Annotated in this window: 18 protein-coding genes, 1 tRNA gene and 1 pseudogene; 15 read left to right on the top strand and 5 right to left on the bottom strand. The window is 59.2% G+C overall.

The features are described 5' to 3' along the window. The first annotated feature begins 26 nt into the window (after positions 1-26). The 8 genes from glpX to AAC691_RS17230 all read left to right on the top strand — a co-directional run bounded on the left by glpX (position 27) and on the right by AAC691_RS17230 (position 9,884). Complete coding sequence (gene glpX / locus AAC691_RS17265; RefSeq protein ID WP_323992834.1) at positions 27-1,022, top strand: class II fructose-bisphosphatase; 996 nt, start codon at positions 27-29, stop codon at positions 1,020-1,022. Continuing rightward, the gene (gene recJ, locus AAC691_RS17260) at positions 1,007-2,851 is read left to right on the top strand and encodes a single-stranded-DNA-specific exonuclease RecJ (RefSeq protein ID WP_408906110.1); all 1,845 of its coding nucleotides are present in this window, start codon (positions 1,007-1,009) and stop codon (positions 2,849-2,851) included. Before glpX ends, recJ begins: the two co-directional genes overlap by 16 nt. Positions 2,852-2,918: 67 nt before the next feature. Next, positions 2,919-2,994, top strand: a tRNA-Glu gene (locus tag AAC691_RS17255). A gap of 85 nt (positions 2,995-3,079) precedes the next feature. Further along, positions 3,080-4,612 carry a DUF6538 domain-containing protein gene (locus tag AAC691_RS17250; RefSeq protein WP_342627819.1) on the top strand — a complete coding sequence of 511 codons (1,533 nt, stop codon included), beginning with the start codon at positions 3,080-3,082 and terminating at the stop codon, positions 4,610-4,612. A gap of 390 nt (positions 4,613-5,002) precedes the next feature. Next, positions 5,003-5,296, top strand: a complete 294-nt coding sequence (locus AAC691_RS17245; protein WP_342627818.1) for a helix-turn-helix domain-containing protein — start codon at positions 5,003-5,005, stop codon at positions 5,294-5,296. 4 nt (positions 5,297-5,300) lie between these two features. After that, the gene (locus AAC691_RS17240; RefSeq protein ID WP_342627817.1) at positions 5,301-7,091 is read left to right on the top strand and encodes a DEAD/DEAH box helicase; all 1,791 of its coding nucleotides are present in this window, start codon (positions 5,301-5,303) and stop codon (positions 7,089-7,091) included. A 176-nt stretch (positions 7,092-7,267) separates the two neighbouring features. After that, on the top strand, positions 7,268-8,953 hold the full coding sequence (locus AAC691_RS17235; protein WP_342627816.1) for a hypothetical protein: 1,686 nt from the start codon (positions 7,268-7,270) through the stop codon (positions 8,951-8,953). Positions 8,954-9,107: 154 nt separating this feature from the next. After that, the gene (locus AAC691_RS17230; protein ID WP_342627815.1) at positions 9,108-9,884 is read left to right on the top strand and encodes a DUF5677 domain-containing protein; all 777 of its coding nucleotides are present in this window, start codon (positions 9,108-9,110) and stop codon (positions 9,882-9,884) included. Positions 9,885-9,903: 19 nt separating this feature from the next. Here AAC691_RS17230 and AAC691_RS17225 read toward each other — a convergent pair whose 3' ends face one another. Next, positions 9,904-10,773 (bottom strand): abortive infection family protein, encoded by an 870-nt coding sequence (locus AAC691_RS17225; protein ID WP_342627814.1) that lies wholly within the window; start codon positions 10,771-10,773, stop codon positions 9,904-9,906. A gap of 421 nt (positions 10,774-11,194) precedes the next feature. On the opposite strand from AAC691_RS17225, the gene AAC691_RS17220 reads away from it, so the two are divergent. Next, entirely contained in the window at positions 11,195-11,839 is a 645-nt protein-coding gene (locus tag AAC691_RS17220; protein WP_342627813.1) for a recombinase family protein, read from the top strand. A 252-nt stretch (positions 11,840-12,091) separates the two neighbouring features. Here the strand turns inward: AAC691_RS17220 and AAC691_RS17215 are convergent, their stop codons facing one another. Next, positions 12,092-12,649, bottom strand: a complete 558-nt coding sequence (locus AAC691_RS17215) for a recombinase family protein (RefSeq protein ID WP_342627812.1) — start codon at positions 12,647-12,649, stop codon at positions 12,092-12,094. A gap of 151 nt (positions 12,650-12,800) precedes the next feature. Between AAC691_RS17215 and AAC691_RS17210 the strand changes: the two genes are divergently transcribed. The 6 genes and pseudogenes from AAC691_RS17210 (at position 12,801) to AAC691_RS17185 (ending at position 16,538) form a co-directional block, all read left to right on the top strand. Next, positions 12,801-13,196, top strand: a complete 396-nt coding sequence (locus tag AAC691_RS17210) for a hypothetical protein (protein WP_342627811.1) — start codon at positions 12,801-12,803, stop codon at positions 13,194-13,196. Next, on the top strand, positions 13,193-13,381 hold the full coding sequence (locus AAC691_RS17205; protein WP_342627810.1) for a hypothetical protein: 189 nt from the start codon (positions 13,193-13,195) through the stop codon (positions 13,379-13,381). Before AAC691_RS17210 ends, AAC691_RS17205 begins: the two co-directional genes overlap by 4 nt. Positions 13,382-13,453: 72 nt before the next feature. Next, a pseudogene (locus AAC691_RS17200) lies at positions 13,454-14,402 on the top strand (IS1595 family transposase). 195 nt (positions 14,403-14,597) lie between these two features. Beyond that, positions 14,598-15,017, top strand: a complete 420-nt coding sequence (locus tag AAC691_RS17195) for a hypothetical protein (protein ID WP_342627809.1) — start codon at positions 14,598-14,600, stop codon at positions 15,015-15,017. A 484-nt stretch (positions 15,018-15,501) separates the two neighbouring features. Continuing rightward, positions 15,502-15,885 carry a hypothetical protein gene (locus AAC691_RS17190; protein ID WP_342627808.1) on the top strand — a complete coding sequence of 128 codons (384 nt, stop codon included), beginning with the start codon at positions 15,502-15,504 and terminating at the stop codon, positions 15,883-15,885. Positions 15,886-16,043: 158 nt separating this feature from the next. Further along, entirely contained in the window at positions 16,044-16,538 is a 495-nt protein-coding gene (locus AAC691_RS17185) for a metallophosphoesterase (RefSeq protein WP_342627807.1), read from the top strand. 231 nt (positions 16,539-16,769) lie between these two features. Here the strand turns inward: AAC691_RS17185 and AAC691_RS17180 are convergent, their stop codons facing one another. The 3 genes from AAC691_RS17180 to AAC691_RS17170 all read right to left on the bottom strand — a co-directional run bounded on the left by AAC691_RS17180 (position 16,770) and on the right by AAC691_RS17170 (position 20,261). Then, complete coding sequence (locus AAC691_RS17180) at positions 16,770-17,120, bottom strand: hypothetical protein (RefSeq protein WP_342627806.1); 351 nt, start codon at positions 17,118-17,120, stop codon at positions 16,770-16,772. A gap of 583 nt (positions 17,121-17,703) precedes the next feature. Next, a complete protein-coding gene (topB, locus tag AAC691_RS17175) occupies positions 17,704-19,782 on the bottom strand; it encodes a DNA topoisomerase III (protein WP_342627805.1) in 2,079 nt (692 codons plus the stop codon). Further along, positions 19,779-20,261 (bottom strand): hypothetical protein, encoded by a 483-nt coding sequence (locus tag AAC691_RS17170; protein ID WP_342627804.1) that lies wholly within the window; start codon positions 20,259-20,261, stop codon positions 19,779-19,781. Before AAC691_RS17170 ends, topB begins: the two co-directional genes overlap by 4 nt. Between the last annotated feature and the right edge of the window lie 69 nt (positions 20,262-20,330).

The raw sequence follows: 20,330 nt of genomic DNA, 5'->3' as shown, positions 1-20,330 counted from the left end.
ACCGGCCAGAACGAGAGGATTAAGCGATGACGTCCAAACCGAATGCCGGCTACCAGGTCACCGACCGCAACCTGGCCCTCGAACTGGTCCGCGTGACCGAGGCCGCCGCCATGGCCGCCTCCCACTGGACCGGTCGCGGCCGTAAGAACGAGGCCGACGGCGCCGCCGTCGAGGCCATGCGCCAGGCCTTCGACACGGTCGCCATCGACGGCACGGTCGTGATCGGCGAGGGCGAGATGGACGAGGCCCCGATGCTCTTCATCGGCGAGAAGGTCGGCGCCGGCGGCCCGGCGATGGACATCGCCGTCGATCCGCTCGAGGGCACCAATCTCTGCGCCAAGAACATGCCCAACGCCCTGACCGTGGTCGCGCTGGCCGAGGCCGGGAATTTCCTGCACGCCCCCGACATCTACATGGAGAAGATCGTCGTCGGCCCCGACCTGCCGGCCGGCGTGGTCGACCTCGACGCCGCGATCGGCATCAACCTGCGCGAACTCGCCCGCGCCAAGCGCAAGGACATCTCCGAACTCACCCTCTGCGCCCTGGAGCGCGAACGGCACGAGGAACTGATCGCCAAAACGCGTGAGGCCGGGGCCCGCGTCATGCTACTCAGCGACGGCGACGTCGCCGCCGCCATCGCCGCGTGCCTGCCCGACAGCCGGGTGGACATCTATGCCGGTTCGGGCGGCGCGCCCGAGGGCGTGCTGGCCGCCGCCGCGGTTCGCTGCGTCCACGGCCAGATGCAGGGCCGCCTTTTGTTCGAAAATGACGAACAGATCCGCCGCGCCCGCGAAATGGACCCCGGCCAGGACCCGTCGCGCAAGCTCGGCCTCTACGACATGGCCAGGGGCGACGTGCTGTTCTCCGCCACCGGCGTCACCTCCGGCCCCCTGCTGCGCGGCATCCGCCGCGACGGCAAGCGCGCCGTATCCCACTCCATCGTCATGCGTTCCAAGTCCGGAACGATCCGTTTCGTCGAGGGACACCATGATTTCACAACCAAGACCTGGAGCGCCAACTGACCCCGCCTGACACCGCGCTGCTCCCCCCCAGGGACGACCTCACCGTCCTTGGGGTGGACTCCAGCCTCAGCGGCCGCCGCTGGCGCTGGCGCGACCCCGCCCTCGCCAACGCCGGCGGCCGCATCGGCCTGATGATCGCCCAGCAGGCGGGCGTCTCCGACCTCGTCGGCCAGATGCTCGCCGCCCGCGGCCTCGACGGCCGCGCCGCCGCCGCCTTCCTCGACCCGACGCTCCGCGCCCTCATGCCCGATCCCTCGGCGCTGCAGGACATGGATGCCGCCGCCGATCGCCTGGCCCACGCCGTCCGCCACGGCGAAACGATCGGCATCTTCGGTGATTACGACGTCGACGGCGCCTGCGCCGCCGCCCTCATCACCCAGTTGCTCCGTGATTTCGGCTGCCCCGTCGTCACCCATATCCCCGACCGCATGACCGAAGGCTACGGTCCAAACAGTCCAGCCCTCGACAGCCTGCTGGCCCGCGGCGCCACGCTGGTCGTCTGCGTCGATTGCGGCACCGCCGCAAGCGACGTCCTCGCCACCCTCGCCGGGCGCGCCGACGGTATCGTCCTGGATCACCACAAGGTCGAGGGCGCCGTTCCGCCGATTCTCGCCACCGTCAATCCCAACCGGCTGGACTGTACATCCCGCCAGAACGGCCTGTGTGCCGCGGGCGTCACCTTCCTCACCGCCGTCGCCACAGTACGCGCCCTGCGCCGTGCCGGCTGGTTCGCGACCCGACCCGAACCCGATCTGCTGGGGTTCCTGGATATCGTGGCCCTGGCGACCGTATGCGACGTCATGCCGCTGACCGGTTTGAACCGCGCCTTGGTCACCCAGGGCCTGAAAATCATGAGCCGCCGCCGCCGCGTCGGCCTTGATGCACTGCTTGAAATCGCCGGGGCGCGCGAACCGCTATCGGCCTTCACCTGTGGCTTCGCGCTCGGCCCACGCATCAATGCCGGCGGCCGAATTGCAGAATCCAGCCTGGGGCTGGAATTGCTGCTTTGCACCGATCCAGCCGAAGCCCGCCGTCTGGCCGAGCGGCTGGACGCCGTCAATCGCCGACGCCAGACGGTCGAAAGCGCCATCCTGGACCGTGCGATTGACGAAGCCGCAATCCAACGCGCCGCCGGCCGTGCCGTGCTTCTGCTCTCCGGCCGCGACTGGCACCCCGGCGTGGTGGGCATCGTCGCGGGACGGATCAAGGAGCGCTTCAACCGTCCGGTGCTTGTCGGCGCGGAACTCGAGGACGGCACCGTCAAGGGGTCGGGCCGCTCGGTCGCCGGCATCGATCTTGGAACAGCCATCATCGCCGCGCGCCAAGCCGGCATATTGACGACGGGCGGCGGACACGCGATGGCAGCCGGCTTCTCGCTGCCCAATGACAATATCGAGGCGCTGCACAACTACCTTGATCATCGTCTTGCTCACGCAGCCAAGCTGCCCGATGCAGTCGAGATGCAGATCGAAGGTATGGTGCATGTCGCAGCAGCCACCACCGAACTGGCAACCGATATCGGACGCCTCGCCCCATTCGGAGCCGGCAACGACGAACCGCTTCTGGCCGTCCCCCGTGCGCGCGTGGTGCGCTCGGACCGCATCGGACGCGAGGGCGACACACTGCGCGTGCTTGTTGAAGGCGAAGGTGGCGGTCCCCGCCTGAAGGCCCTGCTATTCCGCGCTGGTGAGCATCCGGCAGCTTCCGCGCTGTTGGAAGACCGCAATGCGCCCCCATTACACCTTGCCGGCTGGCTACGTGCAGAACACTGGAACGACCGGGTCACTGCCGGCTTTTTTATCCGTGACGTGGCAATTGCCGAATCATAACCCCAATCTGTACACAAGACACTTGACCCCCCGCTCTACCCACGATAGGAAGCCGCCCAAGCCTTCTGTCCCATTCGTCTAGAGGCCTAGGACACCGCCCTCTCACGGCGGCAACAGGGGTTCGAATCCCCTATGGGACGCCAATCGGCTAAGGTGTTGATTTTTAAGGACAATTTGGAAGCGTTTTCTCGCTGGTGGCACTAGTCAGTAGCACCATGGGAACGCCGCGTGTCCACTCCCTACATCCATCGCCGGGGCCGCTATCCCGGCTGGTATCTCCGGGTTCATGTCCCCGCCGACTTGAGGCAGTTTGTCGGTCATCATATCGTCCGTGGCCTTGGCACGAGCGACCGCCGCCGCGCCGCAATTCGGGCCACGGAGACCGTCAGCCGCCTTATGTCAGCATTCGATGATTTCCGGCGTCAGGTATGGCGTCGGGCTAATGAGATGATGGCCGCCGAGGGTGTCGTCAGCGACACCGACCGGACCGAGATTCTGACTGCCGCCGTGGCCGAATGGGTGGCGAGCAGCCTGCACGTCGCCGCCAGTCAGGACGTGGCGGCGGTCAACACACTCGCCCCACGGGTTCGGGCGGCCATCTTGCAAATCGTGGACGCCGGGACCGCAGCGGCAGACAGGGCCGCCCTGGTCGGTCAGTATCTCGGGGATGACCCGCAGGCCCCAGCGATACCAGAAGGCCCGGCACCGCTGCCCATTTCCCAGCCTGTCCCGCAGCCAGTTCCGGCTCAGCCCCCGCCGGCTCCGCGCGAGTCATCAAAGCCGTGGCCAGCCTTCATCGAAGATTTCCTGGCGAAGAAGCCGGGCATCAGTGAGAAAACCCGGAAATCATACAGAGCGGCCCTTGGCGACCTTGAGAAGCACATGGGGGCCAAGGAAATCCGGCACGTTAAGCTGGCGGACCTGCAACGATACATCGACCACCTGGAAACACGCCCGAACGCCCGTGGCGGCACACTGAATCGGGATAGTGTCGTCAGGCAAAAAAGTCATTTAGTGACATATTTCGATTGGTGCATGGGTCGGGAGTATCTACCCGAAATCAATCTCAAGCGCATTCAAGTCCGCGACCGGACAGAGAAAGAAAAAAACGGGACGGCTCGGCGTGCGTTCACTGAATCCGAGCTTGTCTTCATTTTCAGGAGCCCTCTCTTCTCTGGCTACGAATCACACGAAAGCCGGTCAACACCCGGAGCCTGCCGAGACAAGATAAGCGACTACTGGTTCATGCTAGTGATGGCGATGACGGGGGCCAGGCACGGAGAGCTTGCTTACTCCCCGGCGGCCCTGACAAAGCTGGGGGACGTGTATTGCGTCAATGCTTTGCACGCGACGAAAACCCGACAGAGCAAGCGCCTCATTCCGGTCATCCCGGACTTGGAGAGGACCGGTTTCATCGATTACGCGAGGCGGATGGAGCGAAACGGGGGGCTTTTGTTCCCCATCCCGCCGCACAACGGCAAGGTTGCTAGAGATGTGCCGCAAGCGTGGTCCAAGCGATTGAACAGATATATTGACGATATCGGCCTGACCGGCCCGGATTTGGTCGGTTATTCATTTCGGCATGCCTGCCGTCAGATGCTTCGCGCAGGTGCCATCGGTGATGAACTGATGAACAAGGTTTTCGGCCACGCCAGCGGGACAGTCGGCAGCAATTACGGCAAGCACCTGTCCGCGCAAGAAGCACGGCTCACATATGAGAATGTGAGTTTTGCCGCAGACCTCTCGCATCTGAATCGTTGAGCGTCGCCGTTAATTTGGCTGAATATGCCTGACCCAACAGTTATTTTGTGGCGATTGCTATTTATTGTTGCAATTTGAGCCAGTGTGTGCGATATTGCTTGAGTTACGGATGGTCGATGTGCGGCGCACGCTGACTGCTCCGGGGTGAACGTAAACAGACGATAGGCAGCGGGTGCAACGCCCGTGCCGAAGAGTCCGAACGTTTGATAGGGTGCGGGTGGCGAGGAACCATCCACACACTGCGCGTTGCGCAGAACCTAGATGACAGGCTTATGGGAATGGAAGAACGGCAACCCGTTCTTCAGACCGCAATAGTCCCCATAGGTTTCGGCAAAGAAGACCCCCCCGGTGTAGCAGCACCTCTCTTTTCATATGAAAGGAGGGTGCGCTATGCTGTCCGCGCCCCAAATTCAATCAGAACCTATTACGCTGACCGCCGATGAAGCTGCGCGCCGAATTGGTGTTAGCGCGCATATGCTATGGCGGTTCAGGTCTGGAAACGAAGGAAACGAAGGCCCCCGCTATATCCGCATCGGTCGGCGCGTGCTGTATCGCCCCGCCGATGTGGATGCATGGCTTGCAGAGATGGCGGTCGTGCGGGCTGATGCTCTCGCCAATAATAAGAAGCGTGGCCGTCCGACCAAGGCCGAAGCCGCTGCCCGTCGCCAGCAGGCGGAGGGCTAAAGTCATGCAGCTTTCATATGACGAAGGCCGCCGTCTGTGGCTGGCGAAAACCACATATGCCGAGGGCTGGATGCCAAAGGAAGAGGGCTTCCATTGGTCCCCGAGCCTGTATCGGTGGCAGACGACAAACCCCGAGGCGGCGAAGGAATTAACATACTATAGCGATTGTGAATGCGATGAAGCGGTGCGGGTCCGCCTGGACGCCACACTTCGCGAGGTCGAAGCCGCGCGGGAGCGTCGGCGCGATGAAAGCCGCGCCACCGATGCCACGATTTCCGTGCCCTGCGGCGATGGCATGTCGTGGCTACCGTATCAGCGGGCAGGCATCTCGTACGCGCTTGGCCATGGGCGGCAAAATGTCCTGCTGGCGGACGATATGGGGCTTGGAAAGACGGCACAGGCTATCGGCGTCATCAATGGCGACCAGGCCATGCGCCGTATCCTCATCGTATGCCCCGCAAGCCTTACGCGGAACTGGCAACGGGAAATCGGACGCTTCGGCAACTTCGGGGACAGAAACCTTTCGGTCGGGTTCGCAACGTCGAAGGCCGCGCCGGACGATTCAATCCTCATCTGCACATATGACCTATTCAGCCGGGATAACCCCGTGCAGCAGGCAATCCGGAATCGGCCATGGGACATGCTGATTCTAGACGAGGCGCACTATGTGAAGAATCACGAATCCAAGCGCACGCAGCGCATTCTTGGTGGGGGAAAGGCCAAGGTTCAGGGCATCGACGCGACGCGACGCCTGTATCTAACCGGCACACCCATCATGAATAGGCCAATCGAATTATGGCCGTTGCTCCATTCGCTGGCTCCAGCGCAGTTCCCCAGGCTCATGGCCTTCGCCGAACGATATTGCAATGCGCACCGCACCCGGTTCGGCTGGGACATGGGCGGGGCGTCCAATCTGGATGAACTGCAACGGGTGTTGCGGGAAACCGTCATGGTTCGTCGCCTGAAATCGGACGTCCTGACTGACCTGCCGGAGAAAATCCGCCAGGTTATCGAACTGCCCGCCGATACGACCATGACCCGGCGCGCGCTTGAGGCGGAGCGGAAGGCGGCTGGAATTGCATCAGCGGCAAGGGCGCGGCTTGCCCAGGCGAAGCGGCTGCATACGGAGGCAATGGACAAGGCGGCGGCTGGCGACAGGGAGAGGCTGGCACGGCAATACGAGGAACAGATTGCCGCCTTGCGCCAGGGCGTGAAGGTGGCCTTTACGGAGATTTCGAAAGTCAGGCATGAAACGGCCCTGGCGAAGGTTCCGATGGTCATCGAAGCCGTCAAGGACGCCGTGGAGGGCAGCGGAAAGGTTATCCTGTTTGCCCATCATTCCGATGTCGTCGCTGCTCTGGCGGACGGCTTGAACGACCTCGGGGTGGTCAGCATCACTGGCAGCACGCCCCCGGCGCAGAGGCAGGGGATTGTTGACAGCTTCCAGGCAGACCAGAACGTGAGGGTATTCATCGGGAACATCCAGGCCGCTGGCGTAGGGCTAACCCTAACGGCGTCCAGCCACGTCATTTTTGCCGAATTGGACTGGACCCCATCAGGGATGTCCCAGGCCGAGGACCGGGCGCACAGGCTTGGGCAGCGAAATGCCGTGCTGGTCCAGCACATCGTGCTGGAGCAAAGCCTGGACCTGATGCTTGCGCGCAAGCTGATTGGCAAGCAGCGCGTCATTGATGCGGCGCTGAACGGTCAGGGCAGCCAAACTGAGGCAGCAGCAGAAGCCGACGATGAGGATGGCTGGCTTGACGACGACCCAGGGCAGGCGATTGCCGCATGATAACATTGAAATCATGCATTGCGGAACAGGACAATTAGAAAGCCCACCCCCGATAGCCTTTTGCAGAGGCGATGACCGGGAAGTGGGCTTAGTTCGCGACGACGAGCGATGAGTTAAATTACCTTGGTTTTGGCCTGGTTTTCAACACTCATCGCATATGACGATGGGTGTTTTTCATGGGTGCGGCGCTCCTTGAACCAGACGACCTTATTTATGAGCCACGTATCATGCCACGGGCTGGGGGCCTGATGTGGGCGCTGAATTACCCGGAGGATGGCGTACTCAAACAACGCATGTGCCGTGCCGACGAAATGGTAACTCAGATTGACAATGCCCAGGGCCAACCCGACAGGTACATGTCGCAGGCGTATTTTTCTCGCCCTCGGAGGCGTGCCACGCATGTTGCACTGTTCACGCACACATGGGTTGACCTTGACATCTACAATTCCCCCGAGCCGCTGGACGCGGGGGAACAAGGGGAACATCTGGTCGCATTCTGCGAAGACCACGGCATCCCCACGCCGTCGCTCATCATCGACAGTGGCAGGGGCATCTATTGCAAATGGCTGTTTACTGCCGTTCTGCCCGGCCAGGCTGCCACGAAACTGGTGCGGGTAAACCGTGAACTGGTAAAGAAATTCGGGCCGTGGTTCGTGGACCGGTCAGCCGTTGACGCGTCCCGAATCCTGCGCATCGTCGGCAGCATCAACAGCAAATCCGGCAGGCCGGTGCGAATTATCGCCGACACCGGCCATCGCTACGATTTCGACCGGCTGGCCGACGCCGTTCTTCCCATGAGCAGGGCCGCCCTCAAGGCCGCCCGCGAGGCCGGCGCCGCCAGGAAGGCCGAGCGGGCCGCAAAAGAGCAGGTTGTCAGCATCACGCGGGAGCGGGCGCGGCGCGATGGCGAGTGTGCCCCGGCGAAGAAGTCGCCGCGCTCATGGCAATGGGCCGTGCTGGATGATTTGCGAACGCTGGTCCGCCTGCGCTGGGGCGGCGTCGTTCCAGCAGGCCAGCGGGACATCTTCGGTCATATCGGCGCATCCATGCTGGGGCAGATTTTCGAGAACCAGCCGGAGCGGCTATGGGCGGAAATCCAGACCTTTGCCGGGCTGCTGTTGCCTGATGATTACCGCACCCGCGAACTTCACGGGCACAGTAGCACCTTGCTTCGGCGCGTTGAGGACGGGCGCGGCAGCTATCAATATCGCGCCGAAACCATCATCGACCGCCTGGGCATCACCTCGGCGGAGATGCAGGACATGAAGGTCCTCATCGACCGGGACGAGAAAGAGGGCCGCCGCAGACGGAAGCGCCGCCGGGATGGACGGGCGGACAGGCCCCATGGCACCACCGGCCACGACCGCGCGGAATGGCGGGTTCAGGTTGCGACAGGCAGCGCGGCCTTTGAGAAGCCGTGGGAAGCGGCAGGCGTGTCCCGTGCGACATGGTATCGCCAGCAGGCCGCGAAGCCTGCCAGCAGGCGCAGGAAGGGCGGGAAGACACCGAATGCGGCAACGCTACGGCGGACGAAGCTGGTCCTGATGGGCCGGGCACGGGACAAGGCCGCCTTCGGGGAATACATGTATGGGCTGCGGGAATACTGGACGCAACGCGTCGAGGCAGCGCAGGCAGACAGGTGGTCGGCGGAAGCCCAGGAGAAACTTGACCTTGCCATGCGGTCCGACTTCGCCCGGTGCGTTGAATACTACAAAGCCGGTGCGGAAGGGAGGCCGGTGAAGAAGCGGAAATCCACTCGACGGCCCCCTGCCCAGGTCGCGACCATCAAGCGTCTCGACGACCGGGAATGGCGGGAATACATGGACGACCTGGACGCCATGATGGAGGTTTTGGCGGCATGAAAAATGAGACTCGGTGGGGCGCTTATATAATTAGCAAAGCTCTGGCCAAGGGCCGACCTTCTATTTGGCGTTCCCCATCCGTTCTGCCTCTGCCATGATGGGGTGACCCACCTGGCAATATTCCCTTCTCGGGCAGCAGTGGAAGGTTGTAAAAATGTCTCGCCTAACCTTTGAGGAAGCCGCGCAGTCCTGGTTCGACCATGCGGCTCGACTGGTGGACCTGTGCTATACCGCACTTGCAGAGGCGGAGATGAAAGGCACTCAGAAGGGTTTACGAGACCCTCGGATAGTCAGTGCGGCATTGCTCATCAGGACTATCAGTAACGTCCGGGCGACGTTTGCCCTGCTGGAACAGGCCCTAATCGTTGAGGCGAGAATCATGGCTCGCTCTGCTGTTGAGAACCTTCTGTGGTCTGCTAAGCTGGTTCAGAAGGGGGATGAATTTGTTGACCAGATGATAGCGGATGAACTGAAGAGTCACGACCGGCGGGCAAAGTTCATCATGTCTTCGCTGGATAGTCTGCCGGAGCCGATAGCCGAGATGCTCCAGGAGGTGGTTGGAAGGCTTAAGACGGCTCCGATATCCCCGAAGGGCCTTGTCGCGCGGACGGTTGCCCAGGATAGCGTCGCGGGGCACGCTTACCTCATCTACGCTCAACTTTCAGCAGATGCCGCACATCCTTCCATCGACGCTTTACGCAGATATATAGAGGATGACAGGAAGGACGGGAGCATTACCCTCAATGCTGATTCTGACGTGTCGCATGAGGAACACCTAAGAACGGCATCCTACGCCTGTATGGCTCTTACCGGGGTATGCGTGGCCTTCAATCAGCTTTCTGGCCCAACGGCAGCAGGAGCAGAGCCTTTGACCCGACTGGCCGATGAAACGTTGCACCTTGAGGTTATGAGTGGCCTTCATAGCGGGTGAGCGCGGGCGTTCTAATCTGTCACTCCATGTCCCTGTCGGTTTCCAACAGATACCACGCCAGGGTTGATGCCGCGCCGACCACCAGCCGAGCATGACGAGGGGACAGGCCACGCTTGATATCGCCTTCCCGACCATGACCATTGCCATACCAGTTCCGGAGTTCGGCAGTGCATTGGACGACACTGCGGAGATTGCTAAGCATGGTTTTAATGGTCTTCGCCCCCTTGGCCTTGTCGGGGATGTCATCAGGTAGCTGACGAAGGACACCGAAGACCTTCTTTCCCAATTCGTTCAGGTCGTCGTCCTTGGAATAGGTCACACCTGATGGTACCGACCTTTTCGTCAGAATCGTCTTGCAGACCGTTTCGACCATTTCCTTGGCAGACCCGATAGCCAGGGCAGGGTCAGCTTCAATGGACGCTTCAATGCGCCTGATGTGTTCCCCGAGATGGGGCAGGTCCAGATTGGTCGCCAGAGTCTTCGTATCGGCAAGGCGAGCATCAGCCGAGAGACCGATGAACCGGCCTTCTCTCCATTCGTATCCGCATGGCTTCAACGCACTCAGGAAACGCATCAAGGGATGCTCATTGTTTTCAGGGCGCAGATACCAGTTCATCGTCTGGGCAAAGCTGGCGCGCTTGGTGTCTTCTCGGCCCATGAAGAAGGTCGCGACTTCAAGGAATTTGGAGACGCCTTCATGCGTTGCCCAATCAATGCCGAGATAATACCCGTGAACCATGGTGCGGCGCTGACCACCACTTGGCTGGGGCGGTTCGACATACGGGACGCCAGCGGCATCAAACTCGCGCTGAATATCCCCCAGGGTGCTTTGTTCCACGAGGTAATCAAGGAAGAGGCTGCGACAGGCGCGACTGACGATATCAGGCATGGAGGAATATTCGCACGCCACGCTGACCTGAACAATTCCTCATGGCGGCCGACATAGCCGCCTGACGACCATCAGACACAGGGACGAGGCCGGAGGCCGACTCCCGGTGTCCCCTCGAGCTCGCCGGTCAGGCGGAGCGAGTCAGTAAATGGGGCGAAAGACGTTCGAGCGGAGCGAAGGGCATGAGCAGGCATTCATTTGCAATGTAAAAATAAACATTCCGGCATCAAGGCGCCAAAAACTTGAGAACAATTCGAAATTCAAGAAGCAAGAGAAAAATTCATTCGATGTAAAAATAAATATCAGAGAAGAAGGATGTGAAAACCATTTCTTTTATGCACACGGCATAGACTATAATGATTTTGCGGGGCGGAGCGTATGCAGAACCCCGTATTCATAAGTAAGCGGGGAAATTGTTGCCATGCGCTACGGATACGCACGAGTCAGCACGTTGAAACAGTCAGTCGGCAGTCAGATGCCAGACCTCACCGCGCACGGTGTCGAGGCAGAGAATGTGTTCTCCGATGTCGGCGTATCAGGCTCCACCAACGCCCTGGACCGGCCCGGTTTTGCCGCCATGGTCGCAATGCTGAATCATGGCGATGAGATTGTTGTCACCAAAATCGACCGCTTGGGCAGGTCGGTGGCAGACGTTCTCCGGACGCTCGACCATCTTGATAGCCTCGGTGTTGAAGTTCTGGTCATTCAACTCGGCGGGAAAATATCCGGACCGCTGGGAAGGCTACTGCGTACAGTCCTGGCGGCAGTCGGGGAGTTTGAGCGAGACCTCATCACGGAGCGCATCAATGCTGGTCTTGAAAACGCCCGCAGGCATGGCACGAAGTCGGGCAAGGCCATCGGCAGGCCCAGGCGGTCAGGCCGAGCGGTTGACCTTGCCCTGCGCCTGGTCGAACAGGGACACAGCCATCGTGATGCCGCGCAGATTGCCAGAATCTCGCCGTCAACCCTCACCCGTGCCCGTCAGCGTGATGGAATCCGCGCCCAAGTTGCCAATGGACAGATTGACTTGGAATCGGCCATCAACAGGGCGAAGCGTGCAGCCTGACCCTGAACACCCCGCGTTACCCGTTTTTTGCCGAGACAATGCCCGCCAGCAGGGCACGCGTTCCGGCAAGGCTATCGGTCGCCCCCGGAAATTCGAGGCGGCGAAAGGCGATGGATTTCAGCTAAATCAACGGTGGATAGGCCAAAGCGGAAGCAGGACACGTAACAGAATCGGTCGATTCCGGGAAGCCGTCAATGAGACCGATACGAGCCATATCAAAAAGGGGATTTCCGTGACGGTTCTATGAGGCACCTATATCGCCTGAACCGTCCGCCAGACCGTCATGCGTGATACGTCCAAGATGCCGGCAATCCGGGTCGCCGACATCCCCTGCGCCTTGAGGTCGCGCACGTGCTCGCGCTGAACCGGCGTTAGGGCGGGAGGTCGGCCCAAGACCTTGCCACGCTCCCGCGCTGCGACAAGACCGGCCTTGGTCCGCTCCCGGATAATCTCCCGCTCGAACTCCGCGAAGGCCGCCAGTATTGACAGGAACAGCCGCCCGTTGGCTCCACGCGTCTCGATGCCGAGATTGAGAATCCTGACGTTGATTCCCTTGTCGTGTAGGCTCCGGATGAGGGAGAGAACGTCCACGGTGTCGCGACCGAGGCGGTCAATCTTAGCGACGACAAGACTGTCATCGGGTCTGAGGCGACGCAACAGGGCCGACAGGACAGGCCGCTTCCTGGCTGGGGTCCCGCCCGAAATCTTCTCCATGGTAATATCCGTGACGCCCTCGGCGCGCAGGGCGATGATTTGCGGTTCGTTCGTCTGCTCGTCGGTCGAAACGCGGGCGTATCCGTATCGTGCCATGAAGCTCTCCCATTAAAAATGACAGGGATTTTGATACGGTCGAAGATACCGATTGTTCCTGCATTTAAATAGTATGAACAAAATCGACCGAATATGCACGGGTTTCGGTCGGTTAGAGCCGAGATACTTGATATGACCTTGGAGGGATGGCGTGAAGGGATTCTATACGGCTAAGGTGGCTTTAGTGTTGGCTTGCACCTTGGCAGCGTGTAGCGCGACGGACGGAAGTGATGCGCTCAGAAACGAAACCACGGCATCCATCAACCAGAAAATCGTTGATGGTGTAACGACGAAAGAACAGGTTCGGGCGGCATTCGGTGAACCTCAGGAAACTTCTGTGGATGGTTCGGGGCATGAAACCTGGAAATATTCAGCCGGAAAGTTTCAAGGGAATGTCCTCGGCTACATCCCTGTTATAAACGGGTTTGCGGGCGGCGGCACCAATTCCGACACCACGCTGACCTTGATTTTTCGTGGAGACCGTGTGGCATCGCATTCAATCTCGCAGTCGAAATCGACTGTCGGGTCGGGATTGCTGAGCAAATGAAAAGAATAAAAAAGGCTTTTGTTGCCCTGGCTGTTTTCGCGACCATTCCCTCGGTCGCATTTGCAGACAACGTGGTGGTGAGTAAGGACACGGAATTTCCTACGGTGAATGTCTCAGGTGCATCCATCGATGTGCTAGGGATTACTCCCGGAATGTCATCTGATGCGGTGAAAAAGATTTCCTGATTACGCACTATTTTCAGCCAGGGATTTATGATACAAAACGAGAACATTTGTTGTTTTCGAGAGGCTTGATCGATGGCTCGCAACAAGGTCCAGTTTCAGAAAGGGCTAAGCGAAGCCCAATTTGACGAACTTTACGGAAGCGAAGAGAAGTGCCGAGCGGTGATCTTTGGCTGGCGTTGGCCATCTGGTTTTGAATGCCCGGCCTGCGGCGGGCGTGAGCACAGCGTCATTCAGAGCCGTGGGCAGTATCAATGCAGCGCCTGTCGGAAGCAGACGTCGCTGATCGCCGGAACGATCTTCGCGGCAACCAAGGTGCCGTTACGGACCTGGTTTCGTGCCCTGTACCATCTGACCCAGAGCAAAGGCGGCATCTCCAGCATCGAACTGGGGCGCAGGCTCGGCGTGACGCAGACCACGGCCTGGAAGATCAAGCATAAACTCGCGCAGGTAATGATGGAACGCGAGGCCGGCAAGCGACTGAAGGGACGGATCGAACTGGACGACGCCTATCTCGGCGGAGAACGCGGCGGCGGCAAGCGCGGGCGAGGATCAGCGGGCAAGACGCCGATCGTGGCCGCTGTTGAAACCACACCGCAAGGCAAGCCAATCCGCCTGAAACTCCGCCGGGTGGCCGGGTTCAGTAGGGCCGAGATCGCAAAGATGGCAAAAAACAGCTTCGACCCCGCCAGCAGCGTGGTCAGTGACGGTCTACGCTGTTTCGCCGCCGTCACCGAAGCAGGGTGCGTCCATCATCCCATCCTGACCGGTTCGGGACCAAAGGCAGGCCGCAACCCTGCTTTCAAATGGGTCAATACCGCTCTCGCCAACATCAAGAATGCCATGACCGGTACTTTACCGTGCTATCCGTGACAAGCATGCGCCGCGCTATCTCGCCGAGTTCGTTTATCGCTTCAATCGCCGCTTCGACCTCGCCTCCATGATCCCTCGCCTCGGATACGCCGCCGTCAGAACCCCGCCCATGCCCTATCGCCTGCTCAAATTGGCTGAAATTAGTGCGTAATCAGGAAAGATTTTTGCCGACCGTTCGGGGAAAAGCACGGAAGATTATTCTGTCACGTCGGGTTTTTCCTATCGCAGTGTAACGGTAACTTCTCAACCGTATGTGGTTCGGTCGGACATCGACAATTTCGGTGATAACTACGAGCATTTGTCGGCGGAGTTCACTAGCCCGGCAACCAATAGCGGAATAATGTATTTGGACCGCAGCCTCAGATACAGCAATCCGCTAACCGCCCCAACATTTGAATCCGTGAAAGGCGCCATTCTTAAGAAATACGGTTCACCTTCATCAGCAACGGAAACGCCTTCAAGCGTAGATTATACTTGGGCCTACGGTCCGCGTGGGAAAATCGCTAATGCTTCCTACAGCGCGTATGATATGGCCAAATCAGGCAACATGTGCGTGAGCTATGCTAACGAAGGTTTGTACCTTGTTCTCACGATAAGCGTGACTAAAAACGCGTCTGACCCCAGTAGGGCGGAACTAATGACGGTTAACATGAATGACAATCTGGCTTGCAAAGTCGATGGAATTGCTATGACTGAACAGCTATTTACCAAGGCGAAAACTATATACGATACTCAGGCGAAGGCGGGGGCCGGTCCAGCACTATGAGTGAATGTCTACCGTCGCCATGAATAAGACAGGCTAAAGGAATCAATAAAGGCCGCCGGGCAGCATGACCGCTCCCCGCGTTACCCCCACATACCACATATCCATCGGGCTCCCTTGGCTACACGAAAGACGCCTTCCGCCCGGTGGATATGCTCCGCTTCGCTCCGGCCCTCGGCTGGAATGCGGGGATAACGCTATGCCGGAGCAATAAAAAAGGGCAGTCCGAAGACCGCCCTTTGTTCCTCGAAGAGCAATGAAAAACCCGAAGGTTAATTTCTATTGCTAACTCCATATAGGAGAGTAAAACTCTAAACCACTTTTTCAGCGGCACATGTTCTTCGAGGAACAAATTGAATTTATGACCTCTCCGTGCCAGATGCAAGGATGGAACAATTAACGTTTGTACATCTCAATCATGCTGCCTTCTTGCCAGTCCCTTTCTTCGCAGGCCATTTGAGCAGGGAACACGAGAGAGGCCAGAAGCATGATTGACTGCGAAATTTACGAGTACCGCCAAGAGCGAGCGAAGTTCGACCGTGTGCCATCTGCCCTGGTCGGGTTTGACCATCTCAAGCCATCTATTATCCAGGCATATGAGGGCGGGGCGTCTTTGGATGAGGTGGCCACTATGGCAAGCGACTTGATTGGTCGGAAGGTGAGTGTCGATATCGCATGGGAGGTCCTTATCATCACGGCTGAGTATGTCGAGGCTGACGACGATGACTTACTAGGACTGACAGGCGCAGAGTTAGACGCTGTCATTCGCGAACGGCGGCGGTTCTGCGAAGTCCATCCATTTGACGATGAGGCACGATTCAGTCTGCATGAGGCAGAGAACGAGCATCGCAGAAGGATGACGGGTGGTTGACCTGTCAATAGCCCATCCATCATATCTGACATGTAGAAGTCTCGACTGAATAGAATGCAAATCTGAGTTTTGGGGCAAAAGACGGGCAGTATGCGGCAGCACTGGCGGACGGCCCTTCATAGGTCGACCGCATTCCGTTCGGATGATACAGTAATCCAATGACAACATGGTTCACTTCCGACCTTCATTTTGGTCACAAAAATATTCTGAAGCACTGTAATCGGCCATTTGAATCTGTCGAACAGATGGACGCCGTTCTCATTACGAATTGGAATGCGAGAGTCAGGCCAACGGACGATATATGGTGCTTAGGTGATTTCTGCTGGAAAAGTCCCGAACGCTATGGCGCGCGGCTGAAGGGCCGGAAACATCTGATTGTCGGAAACCACGACGGGGTATCTGTTCAGACGTGGGATGGTTGGACCAGCGTTCAGCACTATGCCGAATTAAAACTGGATGACCGAAAGCTGGTTCTTTTCCATTACCCGATAGCCGAATGGAATGGTTTCTATCGAGACACCATTCATCTGTATGGCCATGTGCATGGAAATAGACCCTTCACAGGCTCGTCGTGCGATGTGGGGGTCGATTGCTGGAACTTTTCACCCACTTCCTTAACTGAAATCTTGGGCGTCATCGGCGGAAAACTCTGATTGTCCTTGGCTACCTCGACCTCGTAAACAAACGGACGTCATTGTTATGTCACCGTCGAACCTATTGACACAGCCCCCAAAATCGACCGATTACGGTAACTGTATCGAAACATGTCTACGCATTTGTGCGGCCGGAAAAGGAAGGAACCGATGGATATCGGGAAAATTACGGAGAATCCCCTGGTTGCAGGAAGTGATGGCGGCCGCTCCGTCGCTAATATAAATTATATTTTATATATCATCGGCTTCTTTACAGGCATTACAGCCCTGGTTGGAGTGATTCTCGCATACGTCAACCGGCAAAATTCCATACTTCCGTACAGGTCGCATCTCGACAGTCAAATAAGGATTTTCTGGCGGGGTATAGGAGCCGGGGTCGTCATCTTCGTGAGTTCCTGGCTTGCCGCCCTCATTGGGGCCGTCACTTTCGGGATTGGCTTCGTTCTCTATCTTGTCCCTGTCGGCGTAGGGCTCTGGTGGTTCGTTCGGACCGTCATGGCCATCATTAAAGGGATGCAAGCCCTCGGGCGCGGCGAAGGCATCTGAGAAATTCTTCACCAGAGTAAAAAAGGTCATTGCCATGGCATTAAAGTATTCCATTCGAGTCTTCGGAATTGCTACCGCTCTCACCCTTTCAGGATGTGGGGATGGAGGCCCTTCGAAGGAAGAAAGCGCAAAAGCAATAACTGCAGCGGTCTCCCGGCTCAACCAGAGTACATTCGGGCTCTTTAGTGCAGTTAACGGCGGCCATACGCCCGAAATTAAGGTTGTGAGCAGAACATGCAGGCAATATGGCGACTTTGAGAATACTTACGACTGCAAGGTCGAATTCACATCGGATGGCGAACCTAAAACCCAAAATATACGCTTCATTAAATCCGACAGCGGAAAATGGAGAATGTCCGGAGAACAACCAAATTAGCTAAACTAACGGAATCAATAAAGGTCGCTGACCACCACCCGCGTTATCCTCACATACCACAGCATTTCAACAGGCTCCCTTGGGCTACGCTGAAGACGCCCTTCCGCCTGTTGAAATGCTGCTCCGGCTACGCCTACGGTCAGCCATCCGGCTGACTGGAATGCGAGGATAACGCTACCCATTGTTTGCCGGGACAACGCACCGCATCCGTGATGCGAAAGGAAGTCAGCAAGCTGACATCAATCATGCAGCCTTCTTGCCACTCCCTGTCTTCGCAGGCCATTCGGAGTGTTTACATTCAGGATAGTTCGAGCATGACAGGAGGACGTATCTCTTCCCATCCTTCTTGCTCGTGATTTCCTTCGTCCGCATCGCGCCTTTGCGGCACTCTGGGCAGGCTTTCCCATCCCCCGGCAACGGCTTCACCTTGCTTGCGGCAGGCTTGCCACCCTCAACCCGCACGACCGAACCTCTCGCCGCATCAACCCGACTGGTGATGTCCGTCACCTGCGCATCAAGCACCGCGTCAAGCGTCAAGCCGCCACCTTCAACCTGTTCCATCGCGCCTTCCCATCGCGCCGTCAGGCCCAGCGAGGTCAGGTGCGACGGCAGGGCAGCGATGACCGACCGGCCAAGGGGGGTTGATTCGAGCCCGGTCCTTCCCTTCCTCGACAGAAATCCACGCTTCAACAGGGTTTCAATGATGTCGGCCCGCGTCGCTTCACGTCCGATACCGTCGCCTTCTTTTAGCTTCTTCCGCAATTCCGGGTCAGGCTCGAACAGATGGGCCGACGCCATAGCCGCAATCAACCGCTGGTCCGAAAATGCAGGCGGCGGGCTTGTGCGCTTCGCTGACAACGCAACATCCCCGACCTGGACCGCATCGCCTTCCTGCATCGTCGGGAGCGCCCCGGCAGGCATATCCTCGCCTTCCTCATCATCGTCGCCGCTGGTCATGACCGCGCGCCAGCCATCGGCCAACGCCCGGCGACCCGTGGCGCGGAATGTGTCTGCCCCGACCTGAATCACAGCGACTTGAGACTGGTAGCGGTAGGCGGGATGGAACTGCGCAATGAACGCGCGGGCAACAAGCAGAAACACAGCCCGTTCGGTGTCCGACAGCCCGGCCAGCTTGTCGGCCCTGAACTCTCCCGTTGGAATGATGGCGTAATGGTCGGAAATCTTCGCGTCATTCCATGCCGCAGACTTCAATGCCCGGTCAACTCCAACGACACCGGCAGACAGGTCAGGCACCCCGGCCAGGGCGTCAAGAATGCCCGGAGTCTCATCACTCAGAATGGACAGGGGCAGGTGCCGGGAGTCGGACCGGGGATAGCTGGTCAGCTTTTTCTCATATAACGACTGAGCAGCTTCCAACGTCTCCTTCGCGGTCAGCCCCAGCTTCGACCCGCATTCAGCTTGCAGCGCCGACAGAGAGAATGGCAGCGGGGCCGCCTTGCTCTTGTCCGCCACGGAGAACGACCCCACCCGCCCGGCCTGGCCTTTCGCCCTGGCGCACACGGCCTCGGCAACGGCACGGTCAACCAGCCTGCCTTCGGAATCCAGCCCCGTCATGCCATCGGGGATGACGAACGCGGCCCGGAACTGCCCGCCAGCATGCGCCATAGCGGCTTCCGGGATGAAATGGTCAACGGGCTTGAAACCAGCCCGCAGATTGTCGCGGTCAACCACGATACGCAAGGTCGGCGTCTGGACCCTGCCGACCGAAATCATGGCGTCAGAACCACCCTGCCGTGCCAGGAGCGTGTATAGCCGGGAATATGTCATGCCGTGCTGCCAGTCGGCCCGCTGTCTGACCAGCGCCGCGAGATACAAGCCCTTCTTGTCGGCATTCGGCAGCAGGTTGCGGATGGCGGCCATCAGGTCGCGCCGGGTGACGGTCTGTGACCACAGCCGCCTGATGTTTAGTCCGTGCGGGTCGATGCCCCAGGCGTTCAGGGCCTCGTCCACGAGCAACTGACCTTCCCGGCCCGCATCACCGGCATTCACGATTGTCTGTGCCTGCCGCGCCAACCGTTCGACAATCCCGGCCTGTTTCTTCTTATCGTCCGGCACCGACAGCCGCCATTCGTCCGGGCGCAGGACAATGGGCAGGCTGGCCAGCGACCATTTCGACCATTCCGGGCGATATTCACCGGGCTGGACTTGTTCGAACATATGCCCGAAAAACCACGTCACCGTGTCGCCGCCGACCGTGATGCAGCCATCTCCACGCCGTTCCGGCTGACCATGGATTTCAGACAGCGCCCCGGCAATCTCGCGGGCGAGTGACGGCTTTTCGGCGATATAGAGGGTCGTCATTCTTCGCTTCCTTCTTCCCGCGCCACCGCATCCAGCGCACGCAGCACGTCCGCCACCAGGTCACCGGCAGTCCGCGCAATAGACACCCGCACCGCATCATCGCACCGAAACCGCACCACGCCGTCCGCGCCGACCGAGAACAGCGCAGGCAGAATCTCGGGGTCCGCTCCCGGCCAGCCCTTGCCCAGCACAATCGCGAACTCACGGTGAACCGGCGCATACAGAACCCCGATTGAATGCGGCCGACACAGCGCGTCGTCGCCCCATATTTCCAGATAGATGACGCCATCATGACCGGCAGGCAGACGGAAATCATGGCGGGGGCGACGGGTTGCGCGCAGTCGGCCGACCGCCGCACTGTCGAAAGTCAGCGTTTCCGATGCCTGCCGGGCGGCACGCTGGACGGCATCGACCAGACCGGTTGCGGCGCAGGGATACAGAAGCGGAGGCGGAGAGGCTTTGAGAGAAGCAAGTATCATGCCGAAATTATAGTACGCCCGACATGCCATCCGTATGAGAAATCGGCCACGCGCGCTATGCAATCGACC

This window comes from Nguyenibacter vanlangensis (genome assembly GCF_038719015.1).
GTDB classification, from domain to species: domain Bacteria; phylum Pseudomonadota; class Alphaproteobacteria; order Acetobacterales; family Acetobacteraceae; genus Gluconacetobacter; species Gluconacetobacter vanlangensis.
This window is presented reverse-complemented; position numbering and strand designations above follow the sequence as displayed.

Excerpts from the sequence above, each read along its gene's own strand:
- glpX (WP_323992834.1), top strand. The coding sequence starts at position 27 with ATGACGTCCAAACCGAATGCCGGCTACCAGGTCACCGACCGCAACCTG.
- AAC691_RS17245 (WP_342627818.1), top strand. The coding sequence starts at position 5,003 with ATGCTGTCCGCGCCCCAAATTCAATCAGAACCTATTACGCTGACCGCC.
- AAC691_RS17240 (WP_342627817.1), top strand. The coding sequence starts at position 5,301 with ATGCAGCTTTCATATGACGAAGGCCGCCGTCTGTGGCTGGCGAAAACC.
- AAC691_RS17235 (WP_342627816.1), top strand. The coding sequence starts at position 7,268 with ATGGGTGCGGCGCTCCTTGAACCAGACGACCTTATTTATGAGCCACGT.
- AAC691_RS17230 (WP_342627815.1), top strand. The coding sequence starts at position 9,108 with ATGTCTCGCCTAACCTTTGAGGAAGCCGCGCAGTCCTGGTTCGACCAT.
- AAC691_RS17225 (WP_342627814.1), bottom strand. The coding sequence starts at position 10,773 with ATGCCTGATATCGTCAGTCGCGCCTGTCGCAGCCTCTTCCTTGATTAC.
- AAC691_RS17220 (WP_342627813.1), top strand. The coding sequence starts at position 11,195 with ATGCGCTACGGATACGCACGAGTCAGCACGTTGAAACAGTCAGTCGGC.
- AAC691_RS17215 (WP_342627812.1), bottom strand. The coding sequence starts at position 12,649 with ATGGCACGATACGGATACGCCCGCGTTTCGACCGACGAGCAGACGAAC.
- AAC691_RS17205 (WP_342627810.1), top strand. The coding sequence starts at position 13,193 with ATGAAAAGAATAAAAAAGGCTTTTGTTGCCCTGGCTGTTTTCGCGACC.
- AAC691_RS17190 (WP_342627808.1), top strand. The coding sequence starts at position 15,502 with ATGATTGACTGCGAAATTTACGAGTACCGCCAAGAGCGAGCGAAGTTC.
- AAC691_RS17185 (WP_342627807.1), top strand. The coding sequence starts at position 16,044 with ATGACAACATGGTTCACTTCCGACCTTCATTTTGGTCACAAAAATATT.
- AAC691_RS17180 (WP_342627806.1), bottom strand. The coding sequence starts at position 17,120 with ATGGCAATGACCTTTTTTACTCTGGTGAAGAATTTCTCAGATGCCTTC.
- topB (WP_342627805.1), bottom strand. The coding sequence starts at position 19,782 with ATGACGACCCTCTATATCGCCGAAAAGCCGTCACTCGCCCGCGAGATT.
- AAC691_RS17170 (WP_342627804.1), bottom strand. The coding sequence starts at position 20,261 with ATGATACTTGCTTCTCTCAAAGCCTCTCCGCCTCCGCTTCTGTATCCC.